This window comes from Campylobacter sp. 2018MI01 (assembly GCF_018501205.1).
Lineage (GTDB): Bacteria > Campylobacterota > Campylobacteria > Campylobacterales > Campylobacteraceae > Campylobacter_E.
The window spans coordinates 35,846-48,773 of record NZ_JAHCZE010000003.1 but is presented as its reverse complement, the minus strand read 5'-3'; the positions used below and the strand labels follow the sequence as shown (position 1 = coordinate 48,773).

11 protein-coding genes are annotated in these 12,928 nt (G+C 27.4%); 9 read left to right on the top strand and 2 right to left on the bottom strand.

Going from position 1 to position 12,928, the window contains the following annotated elements; genetic code table 11:
• Positions 1 to 10: 10 nt before the first annotated feature.
• The 3 genes from KJQ97_RS01255 to KJQ97_RS01245 all read left to right on the top strand — a co-directional run bounded on the left by KJQ97_RS01255 (position 11) and on the right by KJQ97_RS01245 (position 3,245).
• Positions 11 to 970: a hypothetical protein gene (locus tag KJQ97_RS01255; RefSeq protein ID WP_214119703.1), complete on the top strand. Its 960-nt coding sequence runs from the start codon at positions 11 to 13 to the stop codon at positions 968 to 970.
• 269 nt (positions 971 to 1,239) lie between these two features.
• The gene (locus KJQ97_RS01250; protein WP_214119702.1) at positions 1,240 to 2,184 is read left to right on the top strand and encodes a hypothetical protein; all 945 of its coding nucleotides are present in this window, start codon (positions 1,240 to 1,242) and stop codon (positions 2,182 to 2,184) included.
• A gap of 122 nt (positions 2,185 to 2,306) precedes the next feature.
• Positions 2,307 to 3,245, top strand: coding sequence for a hypothetical protein (locus tag KJQ97_RS01245; RefSeq protein ID WP_214119701.1), 939 nt, complete (start codon positions 2,307 to 2,309; stop codon positions 3,243 to 3,245).
• A gap of 27 nt (positions 3,246 to 3,272) precedes the next feature.
• On the opposite strand, the gene KJQ97_RS01240 is transcribed toward KJQ97_RS01245, so the two are convergent.
• Complete coding sequence (locus tag KJQ97_RS01240; RefSeq protein WP_214119700.1) at positions 3,273 to 3,827, bottom strand: YceI family protein; 555 nt, start codon at positions 3,825 to 3,827, stop codon at positions 3,273 to 3,275.
• 93 nt (positions 3,828 to 3,920) lie between these two features.
• Between KJQ97_RS01240 and KJQ97_RS01235 the strand changes: the two genes are divergently transcribed.
• From KJQ97_RS01235 to KJQ97_RS01210, 6 genes are all read left to right on the top strand, one after another.
• Positions 3,921 to 5,105 (top strand): saccharopine dehydrogenase family protein, encoded by a 1,185-nt coding sequence (locus tag KJQ97_RS01235; protein ID WP_214119699.1) that lies wholly within the window; start codon positions 3,921 to 3,923, stop codon positions 5,103 to 5,105.
• Positions 5,106 to 5,217: 112 nt separating this feature from the next.
• Complete coding sequence (locus KJQ97_RS01230; protein WP_214119698.1) at positions 5,218 to 6,669, top strand: COG3014 family protein; 1,452 nt, start codon at positions 5,218 to 5,220, stop codon at positions 6,667 to 6,669.
• Between the two features lie 4 nt (positions 6,670 to 6,673).
• On the top strand, positions 6,674 to 7,048 hold the full coding sequence (locus tag KJQ97_RS01225; RefSeq protein ID WP_214118876.1) for a DUF1425 domain-containing protein: 375 nt from the start codon (positions 6,674 to 6,676) through the stop codon (positions 7,046 to 7,048).
• Between the two features lie 9 nt (positions 7,049 to 7,057).
• Positions 7,058 to 7,678: a penicillin-binding protein activator LpoB gene (gene lpoB, locus KJQ97_RS01220; RefSeq protein ID WP_214118878.1), complete on the top strand. Its 621-nt coding sequence runs from the start codon at positions 7,058 to 7,060 to the stop codon at positions 7,676 to 7,678.
• Entirely contained in the window at positions 7,672 to 9,000 is a 1,329-nt protein-coding gene (locus tag KJQ97_RS01215; RefSeq protein ID WP_214119697.1) for a DUF6844 domain-containing protein, read from the top strand. The genes lpoB and KJQ97_RS01215 overlap by 7 nt, the downstream gene beginning before the upstream one ends.
• Positions 9,001 to 9,009: 9 nt before the next feature.
• Positions 9,010 to 10,209 (top strand): CsgG/HfaB family protein, encoded by a 1,200-nt coding sequence (locus KJQ97_RS01210; protein ID WP_214119696.1) that lies wholly within the window; start codon positions 9,010 to 9,012, stop codon positions 10,207 to 10,209.
• A gap of 83 nt (positions 10,210 to 10,292) precedes the next feature.
• Here KJQ97_RS01210 and KJQ97_RS01205 read toward each other — a convergent pair whose 3' ends face one another.
• On the bottom strand, positions 10,293 to 12,776 hold the full coding sequence (locus KJQ97_RS01205; RefSeq protein WP_214119695.1) for a TonB-dependent receptor: 2,484 nt from the start codon (positions 12,774 to 12,776) through the stop codon (positions 10,293 to 10,295).
• Positions 12,777 to 12,928: the final 152 nt, after the last annotated feature.

Genomic DNA, 12,928 nt, shown 5'->3' with positions numbered 1-12,928 from the left:
AGGATTATTTATGATACACGATATAAGTGCTAGTAAAAATATGCCGATAGCTTGGAGGATTGATGTTAAAAAGCACGAGCTAACAGAAAAAGAGCTAAAAGATTTAAATTATCAAATAAATAAAAATATTTTTGAGATAAAGACTAATAAAGAGCAAGATTACAATGTATTTTTTAGATTTGATAGTGATAATATCGGTGTAAAAATAAATGAAAAAAATCTAAATAGATTAAAAGAATTTTTTGATAGCGATAATTTCATTGCTAATAATAAAGGCACTATTTTAGATAAAGACGCAGCAAGTTTTGTAGCTGGATGGTTTAGCAATATTGCTTATAGAGAAAATCTCTTAGCAGCTGATATTAATAACGATGGAGAATTAACGGGCAAGGAATTTAAATATACATTTTCGGTATTTAGTGAAGCAGCCGAAATAGTAGTAAATGAAAAGACACTTGAAGAAGAAATAATCTCAAGTGCAATCATAGGCACATATTTACCTAGTATGGTAGCTTTGCCAGAGGGCGAGAGTATGGATATTAGCAAGGCTTTAAATATTAGTTTAAATGATGATAAAAACCTTGATGGAATAATAACATTTGGCGAATATTTAGGAGCTGATGGTAAAAATAAAATTCATAAATATACAGCTGATTGTAAATCAAGTGATGAGCGAATTAAAATTGATAGTGGTAATATTTATAAAATTATGAATATAGATAAATTCAAAGAAAAGGAATTAGAAGAATTAAAAAAATTAGCAGCCTTAGCAAAACTTAAAAATCAAGGTTTAGACGTGCTTAGCGATGATGAAAAGAAACTCTTAAAAGACTTTAGTCTTAATCTTAAAATCAGTGAAAATAAATTAGAAGAATTAGTTACAAACGATAAATTAGATGATTTTATAGATTTTACGAAAGAATTTAAAAAAGATTTAAGCGATACAAAATTAATTGATATTAAGGTTTAATTTTTTATTTTTAATTAATTGTTACTAAAAGTTACAATATATCAAAATATTAAATAAAATAATAATAGTATTAATTAAAATCAAATTATAATAATTCAAATCATTTTTTAATGTATTAACTTAATTTGCATTACGAATGTTAGTGCATATTTTAAAAAGTATTAGTGCTTTAATATTGCTTTTTAAGTGTAAAAAATAGCTATATGATTTTAAAAATGTCTTGATTAATTAGCTAGATCTAATTTAGTCATAATTTTAAAGGATTTTTTATGAGACATTATCTAGGAAACTATTTAAATACGCCTATAGCTTGGCAAGATAAAATTAATTCAAATTCTTTAAATTCTTTTGATTTATACAATATAAAAAATGCAATAAATATAAATAATTTTGAGATTAAGACAAATAAAGAGCAAGATTACAATGTGTTTTTTAAATTTGATGAAAGTAATATCGGAATAAAACTTAGTGAAAATAATATCAATAGGTTAAAAGAATTTTTTGATGAAGATAATTTCATTTTTAATAGTAAAGGCACTATTTTAGATAAAGACGCAGCAAGCTTTGTAGCTGGGTGGTTTAGTGATATTGCTTATAAACGAAAATTCCTTGAAGCTGATGTTGATGGTAATGGGGAGCTAAGCAATAAAGAAGGAAAAAAGACATTAAACTTTATACTTGAAAGGCTTGAATATAGAAGAGATAATAAAGGTGAATATATAATCACTAATTATGTAAAAGGCTATGAAGAGAGTAAATTTTTAGCAGATAATGATGAATACTATGCTGATATTAGCTATACTTTAAATGCTAGTTTAAATAATGATAAAAATCTTGATGGTATTATTACATTTGGCGAATTTCTAAATGTAGGCGAAAAGGGATATTTTGAAGATAACATAGAAGTATCTAATAATAAAAATAATAATGATTTTATTAGCTTATATAAGATTGCAAATACAGATAAATTAAAAGAGAAAGAATTAGAAGAATTAAAAAAATTAGCAGCCTTAGCAAAGCTAAAAAATCAAGGCCTAAAAAGTCTAACAAATGATGAAAAGAAACTCTTAAAAGATTTTAATATTAATTTAAAAATAAGCGAAGATAAATTAGAAGAGTTAATTACAAATGATAAATTAAGTGATTTTATAGATTTTACAAAAGAATTTAAAAAAGATTTAAGCGATACAAAATTAATTGATATTAAGGTTTAATTTTTATTTTTAATTAATTATTACTAAAAGTTACAATATATCAAAATATTAAATAAAATAATAATAGTATTAATTAAAATCAAACCAATTAATTTTAAAAGTATTAATTTTAAGGAATTTTTATGAAAATAGATATCTCGCAAGTAAAAAATATAGCAATGTCTTGGGCTGATAATGTTAAAACTAAAGAATTAAATACTAAAGATATTAGCAATTTAAAAGATAATATAAATAAAAATAATTTTGAGATTAAGACAAATAAAGAGCAAAATTACAATGTATTTTTTAAATTTGATGAAAGTAATATCGGAGTAAAACTTAGTGACAAGAATATTAATAGATTAAAAGAATTTTTTAATGAAGATAATTTCATTGATACTAGCAAAGGTATTATTTTAGATAAAGACGTAGCAAGTTTTGTAGCTGGGTGGTTTAGCGATGTAGCGTATAAGAGTAATTTTTTAGCAGCCGATAGAAATAACGATGGAGAAGTAGATAAAAAAGAAATTGATTATACTATCTATGCATTTGCTTTATATATAGAGCCAACTAAAGATGGTTCAGGACAAGCTACTAAAGTTGCAAGTTATGTTCCAAGTATTTTGACTGTTGATAATAAACAATCAACTGATATTAGCACAATACTTGATGGGAATATTAGTATGGATAAAAATCTTGATGGCTATATAACAATTGCTGAAAAATACAATTATTCTGACACTGCTTACCAATATGGAGTATTTTTAGATAATCTACCTTTTATGACAATTTCACACAAAAAAATAAATACTAATATAACTGAAGAATTAAATAAAGAAACAGAAGAACAAATTAAACTTAATAATATAATTGCAAAACTTAAAAAATCACAATCTTTAGATAATAACGAAAAAGAAATATTACAAAAATTTAATATCCAAAACATAAGTAATGAATTAAAAATAAGCGAAGATAAATTAAAAGAATTAATTACAAATGATAAGCTAGGAGATTTTATAGATTTTACGAAAGAATTTAAAAAAGATTTAAGCGATACAAGATTAATTGATATAAGAATTTGAAATAAAATTTCAAATTCTTAATTTTAATTATTTTTTATCAGCTTCAGCAAAAATTTGAACTTTTACTTCGTTTGCTACTAAGCCCTCATTTGTATCTTTTGCTACATCAAAATCTTTTCTTAAAAGGTCAAGATTTAGGTCAAACCCAAGTTTAGTTTTATCTCCCATTGTAGCAACACCATTGATAGCAACATCAAATGTTACTTCTTTTTTAACGCCATTTATATTTAATTCCCCTGTCATTTTTCCTTGTGTATCACTTACTTTTTCGTATTTACTCATAACAAAAGTAAGTTTTGGATTAACTTTTTCATTTAAAAAATCACTTGATTTTAAATGCTCGTCTCTTTTTTCACTATTTGTATCAACGCTTGCTACATCAACGCTTGCATTAAATACTTTAAAAGTTTTATTAGCTTCATCAAAATCTATCATCGCATCAAAACTTTTAAATTTACCCTTAGCATTAGAAACTAACATATGTTTAACGCTAAATTCAACGCTAGTATGAACTTTATCAAGAACAAATTCACTAGCACCTAAAATACCTGCTAAGCTTAAAGCTAAAAATAATTTTTTCATAATATACTCCTAAAATAAAATAAGACTAATATAATCTCATAAAAAGATTAATCATTATCATAAATATTTTATCATAAGCTAAAAGGAGAAAATATGAAACATTTATTAATAATTGGAGCTGGTGGAGTTAGCCGTGTAGCAACCTATAAAGCAGCTGAATATAAATATTTTGATAAAATCACGCTTGCAAGTAGAACAAAAAGCAAATGTGATGAAATAGCAAGTTTTATTAAAGAGCGTTTAGAAGTTGAGATTGCAACTGCTACGATTAATGCTGATGATACAAATGCAGTTGTTAAGCTTATACAAGATATAAACGCTACGATTTTATTAAATGTGGCTTTACCTTATCAAGATTTAGCTTTAATGGACGCTTGTTCTCAAACTAAAATTCCATACATTGATACAGCAAATTACGAACATCCTGATTTAGCTAAATTTGAATATAAAGAGCAATGGGCTAGAAATAATGACTTTTTAAAAGCTGGTGTTCCTGCACTGCTTGGAAGTGGATTTGACCCAGGTGCAACGAATGTTATGTGTGCGTATGCGCAGCAATATTTATTTGATGAAATTCATACAATTGATATTATGGATTGTAATGCAGGAGATCACGGCTATGCTTTCGCAACTAATTTTAACCCTGAAATAAACTTAAGAGAAGTTAGTGCAAATGGTAGATATTGGGAAAATGGCGAGTGGATTGAGACTAAACCACTTGAGATTAAAGTTGAACACGATTATCCTGAAGTTGGGGTTAAAGATAGCTATTTACTTTATCATGAAGAACTTGAGAGCTTATGTAAAAATATAAAAGGTTTAAAAAGAATTAGATTTTTTATGACTTTTGGACAAAGCTATATTCAACATATGAATTGTCTTAAAAATGTAGGTATGCTAGGAATTGAGCCAGTTGAACATCAAGGAATGAAGATAATTCCTATTGAGTTTTTAAAGACACTTTTACCTGACCCTGCAAGTCTTGGTGCAAGGACTAAAGGCAAGACAAACATAGGTTGTATTATTGAAGGTATTAAAGATGGCAAGGCTAAAAAAGTATATATTTATAATGTTTGCGTGCATGAAGAATGCTACGCTGAAACTGGTGCTCAAGCAGTAAGCTACACAACAGGCGTTCCTGCTGCAATTGGAACATATTTAATAGCAAGTGGCAAATGGAGCGGAAAAGGTGTGTTTAATATGGAAGAATTTGATGCAAAACCATTCTTTGATGAAATGAATAAAATGGGTCTTCCTATTAAAATACTAGAGCTATAAAAAATAAACAATAATTCTTATTATTTAAGAATTATTGAATTTTAAAAAAATTAATATATATTAATTAAGTTTTTATAAAATGGCGTTTTTTAAAAATGGGGGGGGGTCGGCGATGTTAAGAGTTTTGTTAAAAGTTTTTGTTTTAGTTTTTACTTTATTAGTATTAAATGCTTGTTCTTCTGTCTTTTTAGGCTACGAAGAAGAAAATAAAAATAAAATATATTCTTTAGATACTAAAGACTGCGAATTACTTACGAAAAAAGAGCTAAAATACTCAAAAGAAAATGTATTAGAAAAGATTAAAGACCCACTTTACAACGGCAATTATTACGGATATCAAGCATTCTTGTGTAAGTCTTATAAAGATAGTATTAAGCTATTTGATTTGGTTGAAGATGGTTATAAAGATAAAGATGAAAAAAATCTATTGTTAAAGATTGGAGAAGGAGTTTTAGAAGGTCTTTTTAATGATAATATAACTGATTATAGCGGTCAATATTATGAAAAAATGCTAACTAATACATACAAATCAATGAGTTATCTAGCTTTAGGCGAATACGATGAAGCTGGAGTTGAAATCAAAAGAGCCTTAGATAGACAAAAAAGAAATAAAGAAGAATTTGAAAGCGATATTTTAAGCGAATTAAACTACTTACAACAAAAACCTAGAGAAAGTAATGAAGTAATAGACATTATAAATAATAGTGTCCCAATTCCTGCTTATAAGTCTTATGCTAATTATTCTAATCCATTTGTTAGCTATTTTTCTGCTCTTTATTATATTTTAGATGGTAGGTCAAATAATTCTATTGATTTATTAAAAGAAGTTTATTCTCAAGAAAATGATTTGTTGTTTTATCAAGATTATGAATTAGCTAAAAACAATTTCAACACTAAAAGAATAGCAAATAAAGTAAAAAAAGGAATGCAAATATCTAAAACAAATAAATATATTTGGGTAATTTATGAAAATGGTAAATCTAAATCTTTAAAAGAATTTAATCTATCATTGCCTATTGTTTTTATTAAGAAAAACGATAATGATATAGATTATAAAATTCCTTTTGGAAATGAAAAATACTCTGTTTATACTAATCAATTAGCCGTTAGTAGTTTAGTGTTTTCAATAGCAATTTTAGGAGATAGTAGCGATGCTTATCCATTTATAGTAGCGAATAATCAAAAAACAAGACTTCTAAGTGATATGGATAAAATAATAGGCGCTGAATACAAAGCTACATTAATACCTAGAATATCTAAGTCTTTTTTAAGAGCGATTACTAAAACAATGATTAGTGTAAAAGCTAATAAAGAGAATTTATATTCTGGTTTAGGTGTTGATTTGGTAAATAATTTATTAAACCATTCTGATATTAGATACTTTATAGGTTTACCTAAAAACTATCAAGCAATTAGAATTGCAAATAGTGGAAGCATAAATATTGCAAGTCCAAATTCTCAAACACTATTTTCACAAGAATTAGATATAAATAAACATTATGTAATACTTGTAAAAATTCCTACAATAGGAACTGAATATATAACAATATTTGAAGAAAGGTAAAAAAATGAAAAAATATATCTTAACAGCTTTTGCTGTATTTTTATGTTCGTGTGCTAACAATGCAAATGTAATCAAAAACAATCAATGCTTTAATGTAAGCTATTTAGATGAAGATTTAAATAAAATTCTAAAATGCGAAGAAAGAAGCAATAATGATTTTAATAACCTAATAATTAGTATTGAACTTACTAATATAAGCAATAATGAACTAAATCTTAAATACTCACAAGATTGGTTTTATGATAATGGTATGCATGTTGATAATTTAGGTTTAGCTAAAAAAGAGCTAACACTACAACCAAAAGAAACAAAATATATAAAATTAGGTGCTCCAGCAAACGCACATAATTACAAAATAAAAATTAACAAATTTAATTAAGGAGACAAAATGAAAAAATACTACACACTAGCTTTAGCACTAAGTTTAGGAGCTTGTGCAGCTGCACCAAGTTATGTCGTTGATGAAGTAAATAATGGCAAAAATCAGCCTGTTTCACTAGGTATTGATGATATAGATTTACAAAATGCGGCAAGAGATTTGATTAATTCTATGTTAGCAAGCCCTGTTTTTGCTACTTCAAATCCAAACGAACGCCATATTCTTGTAATGAGTAGGATTACTAATGATACAATGCAACATTTTGATACAGATATTCTTACTAAAAAAATAAGAATTGCTTTACTTAATTCTGGTCGTGTTTATGTAACAACAGCAATTGGAGCTAATGGGGCTGAGGATAATATGACCCACGCTACAAGAGAATTAAGAGATAATGACGAATTTAATCAAAAAACAATCGCTAAAAAAGGCACAATATTAAGTGCAAATAGGTCTTTAAGCGGTAAAATAATTCAAAGAAATACTAGAATTAAAGGAACTTTTAGTGATTCTCAAAGAGTTGATTATTATTTCCAAATGACGGTTACAAATCTTGATAATGGCTTAGCAATTTGGGAAGATGAAATAAAAATTAATAAACTTGGTTCAAATAGGAGTGTAGCATGGTAAAAAAAATAGTTTTATCTTTGGCATTAAGTTCAGTTGTTTTTGCAAATACTTGCGAAAATCCGGGAAATGATATAGAAACATTAATAAAATGTGCAAAAAGTGAGCTTTTAGCAAAAAATCCAAATGCTAAAGTTTATATAGAAACAATATCAATTCCAAAGCATCCAAACGACCCACAATATTATGATTTTTTAAGTGCAAAGTATAATGAAGCATTTTTAAAAATTAAATCTAATTTAGCAATGAAAATGGCAGGAAACTTAGTTGCAAAAGAAATTGCTAAAAAGAATGATCATAGTAAAATGCCAGCAGAATTAGTAGAAGAAAGACTAAATAAAGAAATAGAGCGTCAAAGAAGACTAGAAGAAGCAAAAAATGAAAAAGAAGGTTTCTTAGATGGCTTAATGAATAAATTTTTCGGCAGTGATGATAAGATTGATTTGACAAAACCACAAATTGATGAAGAATTAAGACTTCGTGCAGAAGAAGTGCTATATAGCAATACTTTTAAAGAAGAAATGTATAAAGTAGCTCGTGAAGAAATATCAGGATTAATTCCTTATGAAAACTTTATAGTAGTTAGTGATAATGGTGAAACAGAACTAGGAATAGTAGCATATACATCACCTAAGTCAAGAGAATTAGCAAGAGCTTTAGCAGGTGGCTATAAAGCAAATGCTACAAACAATGAAGAACAATGTAAAAGTGCTGATGCAGTAGTGAATGCTTTAGGCTCAAGTGATAATAAAATAAATAAATTAGGTTTAAAATTCTTTTACAACGAAGCTTGCCAACCATCACTTTTAGCTTTTGGAATGGATACTTATAAGATTGAGGATGGAATGACTAATGAATATAAAAGTTCAAGTTACTCAGTAGCTCAAATATTAGCAGAAAAAACTTTAGCTACTTTTGTAAAATCATCTATTTATACTTATACAAATGCAGATAAAACTACTGATACAGTTCAAAAAGCCTATACAACTTTAATTAAAAAAGGTGCAAATGAAAGTGCAACTGGTGGTAAAGAAACTAGATCAGATAGCTATTCTGATTTAGAAGAATTTTTTAGCTCTGAAGCACAAATGAGCCTAGTAGGTGTTGAAGTTGCTGATAAATGGACTAAGCAATTTGATACACACGGAGTTGCTGGGGTTATTATGTATTATTCACCTACAAGCATAGAACAAGCAAAGCAAGAAAGAAAAGAAATCAAAGGTGATTTAGATAAAAAAACATTAGGCTCAAAAACAAGCGAAATTCCATCAAGTGGTAATGCAAAAGTAATTCGCTCTAAAAATATTGATGTTGATGATTTCTAGGATTAAATTATGAAAAAGATATTAATTGTTTTTTTAGGCTTATTTTTAGTAAGCCTAAATGCTAAAGTAGTAACTACAACTAGCACAAAAACTGCTACCGGAGAAGGCTATGGCATTACATACGAGCAAGCAGTAGATAATGCTTTAGCAGAAGCTGTTTTGAAATTAAACGGAGCTTATGTTAAAACTAGACAAGAAGCTCAAATTAGTGCGATAAAAAGTGGTGATGAAAATGAGATTTATAAACACTTTAACCAACAAATTAGCAAAGCAACAAATGGTCGCTTTAGCTCTTTTGAAGTTATAGAAAATACAAAAACAGAAGATGGATTTAGAGTAGTCGTAAGTATTCAAAAAACAGCAGTTTCAAAAAAATACGAACTAGCCGGAATGAAAAACGATAGAAGAAAAATCATCGTAGCACCTGCTCTAAGCCCGAATAACTTTTCTTTATTAGGAAGAGATAGCGAACAAATAACAAGAGATTTAAGGTTTAAAATAGAAAGCAATATCCACAAAACTCGTAAATTTGATTTATTGGATAGACAAGAAGGAGAAGCATTAGCTATTGAAAGAGATATAATTTTAAATGACGCAAATAAAGATGAAGCTTTAAAATTAGGTCAAAATCTAGGCACTGATTATATATTGCTTTACACTATAAGCGATGTTAATACAACTAATAAAAATTACTCAATTATTGGCAGTGGTAGTAGTTCTAAAGTAAGTGTTAGTATAAATTATCAAGTTATTACATTTGCAACTAGACAAATAAGATTTGCTGATAGCATAAACCTTGATATAAAATCTAAAGATTATGATAGTATTTTAAACGATATTGCAAGCACTATTGTATTAAACACTCAAGCTGCTATTTATCCACCAAAAATAGAAAAAATCAGCAATAATCAAGCAGTTTTTACTCAAAGCCTACCTATAAATACACAACTAGAATGCTATAAAAAAGGCGATAAAATCTATGATAGTTACACAAAAGAGCTAAACGGCTACGAAGAAATTTTTAGTGCTTTAGTGCAAGTAACTAATGCAAATGTTAAAACAAGCTATGCAAAAATACTAGAAGGTAATGCAAATAAAGGCGATATTTGTAGATTTAAAAATATTAGCAACAACTCTACAAGTAATGATGCAAATGGAAAAGATGTAAAAGATATAACACCGGTTCAAGGTGGTGGATTTATATTTTAAAAATAAAAAGAATTTGATTTATTCAAATTCTTTTATCATACAAATTCTTACTATCTTTATACGCCATTAACTAGAGTTAAAGATTAATAGTTTAGCCCAACTTCTATCATTATGCTTCTTCCACTTGCATAATCATATATTAGCTTATCGTCTTTTTTGCTTGCGTTTATTTTATTTTTTGTATTTAATAAATTTTCAATATTTACATTTGCAAAAAACTCAATATCTTTTTTCATTTTATATTTATAAGCTATATTCATATCCCAAGTGAAGTGATTATTTAGCTTAATTAACTCATATTCTCTAATGCGTTCAGCTCTATTATAGCTAGAAATTAAAGCCTTTTTGCTAGGTGTAAATGTAAATAAATTTGTAAATCCTAAACCATAATCAGGAATATTTAAATTATATAAAAAGGTGATTTTGTATTTATCATAATAATCAATTATCGGAAGGTCTTTTTGAGCTATTATTTCGCCATTATATTTAACTTGATTATTTCTATCCCACTCATCGCTTTTATAATCTTTAAAATCTGATTTTTTCTTTGTATAGCTTGCACTTAGGCTAAAATCATTTAAGGTATTAAAGATTTCAATGCTTTTAGCGTTTGCTATATCTAGGCTTATAATATCAGCTTTTGAAGTGCCTAAATTAGTATAAACTTTATAATTTTTTGATAAATTTTCATCATCAATATTGGCTAAGCCTAAAGTTTCTTTATCGCTTAAAACCACTTGATTTTTGCCTAATCTTTTTAAGTATTTTAAACTAAGCTTTGTGTTTTTAAACTCGCCCCTATAAAATACGCTAAACTCATCATTAAATGAGCGTTTTAACTCGTTAAAATTATACATATTTTTCTTACCGCCAGTTTGCTTAAACTCTTCATTATAATCGGTTCTACTTAGAAATTGTGTATAAGAATAAATCTTATCATATAGCTTATATGCGAAGAAATTCTTACCATAATATCTATTAAAACCAGTTCCAAAGAAATTGCTCTCATCACCTAATAAATCAAACTCACTTGTAATTCTAGGAGCTATATTAAACTTTTTAATAATACCATCATAGCTTCCCCTTGCACCTAATCTTAGATTAAATCTTTTGTATTGAATATCATCTTCTAAATATAAATCAAAATTAGTTGCGCTAATTCCTGTTTTAAATTCCGGAGTAAAAGTTGCGTTTTTTAGATATTGCCCTGCTCCTGCATTGCCTTTCCTATCCACAGCATCACCCATTAGGCAAAATACATCACCATCCTTACAAACCACATCATTAGGTAAAATAGCGGGATTATAGTATTCTGCTAAGTGTTTTAAGGTCTCATAAGAAGCTTTTTTATGACTTAGCTCAAGTCCTGCATAAAAAGTATGCTCTGTATCTTTAAACTCTTTTACATCGCTTTCAAAATCAAGCTTATAATTTAACTCCTTTGTTCGTTCCCTTATATCTCCATAACCACCTTTCATAGAGTAAGTTCCAATGCCCCAATTTGCAACTTTGTTTGTAAAAAAGCCAAATTTCATATTTTTATCAAAATACCTTGCACTATCTTGAATGCTGTAGCCTAAATTTTGAGTGATATTAAAGCTATCAAATTCGCTAAAAAGCTCAATATTTGAAATTATCCCGCCAAATTTAGCTTCTAAATTAGAATCAATCACACCTTCTAAAAAGCCCTTATAAATGCTAGGTGCATAGATAATGCTAGGCCTAATTATATGATTATCTAAAGCAATAAAGCCTTTTAATAAAAAGTTTTCATTTCTTCTACTTTGATTAGGATAAAAATATCCTTGCGCTAAAACTTCTCTTTTTGTTGGCATTTTTATCATTGAAGTTGTTCTTGAATAATCAAACAAAATCCCATAATCATCGCTAAAACGACTTTCTAAATAAATATTTTGATTTTGTTTTACGAAATTATTATTTAGGTTTTTGCCACTTTTTGTTGCATAAGAAGCTTTGTTTTCTTCATCTATTATGATTTTATTAAGGTTGCCATCTGTATAGCTAGTAGATATTCTAGCTCCAAATGTTTTAATTGGGTCTTTTAGTTTAGTATCTATTACCCCACCTTCAAAATTGCCGTATTTTGCACTAACATTACTATCTAAAACTTTTATACTTTTTAAAATATTTGTATTAATCACGCTGCCTTGAGCTCCCATAACAGGTGCTCTCCATAGTGATGCTGCGTTTATGTTTTGATTACCTGCTGGATCAATCGCATTATCAAAACTCATCCCATTTACTAAAAATGCGTTTTGATAAAACGGTGCTGCGTTTATGCTAAAATCCTTTGGGCTGATTTCTGCTTGATTTGTAGATATATTATCAGTTGAGTTAGAAAATATATTAGAATTTTGCTTTACAACCTCATCTATTTTTTTACTTGAATTTGTGTTTTGAAAATTATATATTTTATAACTTGAGTATTTTGAATACCCCCCCCCATTAGCTAGATTTTGTCTATTTTCTACGCTAATTTCACCTACATTTAAATCATTTGCATAAACTAAGCTTGCAAATAATAATAAAGATAATTTAGTTTTCATTCGTTCTCCTTTGAAAAACGATAATTATTACCAAATTAACTTAAGCTAATATGAATTTAATACTAATTATTAAAATCTAAATATAAATTAAAAATTCAAATTAGAATTCTATTTACATCTTACTATATTTCAAACTTAATTTAAATTTTACC

Coding starts and splice junctions, on each gene's coding strand:
- KJQ97_RS01210 (WP_214119696.1), top strand. CDS start 9,010: ATGAAAAAGATATTAATTGTTTTTTTAGGCTTATTTTTAGTAAGCCTA.
- KJQ97_RS01230 (WP_214119698.1), top strand. CDS start 5,218: ATGTTAAGAGTTTTGTTAAAAGTTTTTGTTTTAGTTTTTACTTTATTA.
- KJQ97_RS01215 (WP_214119697.1), top strand. CDS start 7,672: ATGGTAAAAAAAATAGTTTTATCTTTGGCATTAAGTTCAGTTGTTTTT.
- KJQ97_RS01255 (WP_214119703.1), top strand. CDS start 11: ATGATACACGATATAAGTGCTAGTAAAAATATGCCGATAGCTTGGAGG.
- lpoB (WP_214118878.1), top strand. CDS start 7,058: ATGAAAAAATACTACACACTAGCTTTAGCACTAAGTTTAGGAGCTTGT.
- KJQ97_RS01225 (WP_214118876.1), top strand. CDS start 6,674: ATGAAAAAATATATCTTAACAGCTTTTGCTGTATTTTTATGTTCGTGT.
- KJQ97_RS01205 (WP_214119695.1), bottom strand. CDS start 12,776: ATGAAAACTAAATTATCTTTATTATTATTTGCAAGCTTAGTTTATGCA.
- KJQ97_RS01250 (WP_214119702.1), top strand. CDS start 1,240: ATGAGACATTATCTAGGAAACTATTTAAATACGCCTATAGCTTGGCAA.
- KJQ97_RS01235 (WP_214119699.1), top strand. CDS start 3,921: ATGAAACATTTATTAATAATTGGAGCTGGTGGAGTTAGCCGTGTAGCA.
- KJQ97_RS01240 (WP_214119700.1), bottom strand. CDS start 3,827: ATGAAAAAATTATTTTTAGCTTTAAGCTTAGCAGGTATTTTAGGTGCT.
- KJQ97_RS01245 (WP_214119701.1), top strand. CDS start 2,307: ATGAAAATAGATATCTCGCAAGTAAAAAATATAGCAATGTCTTGGGCT.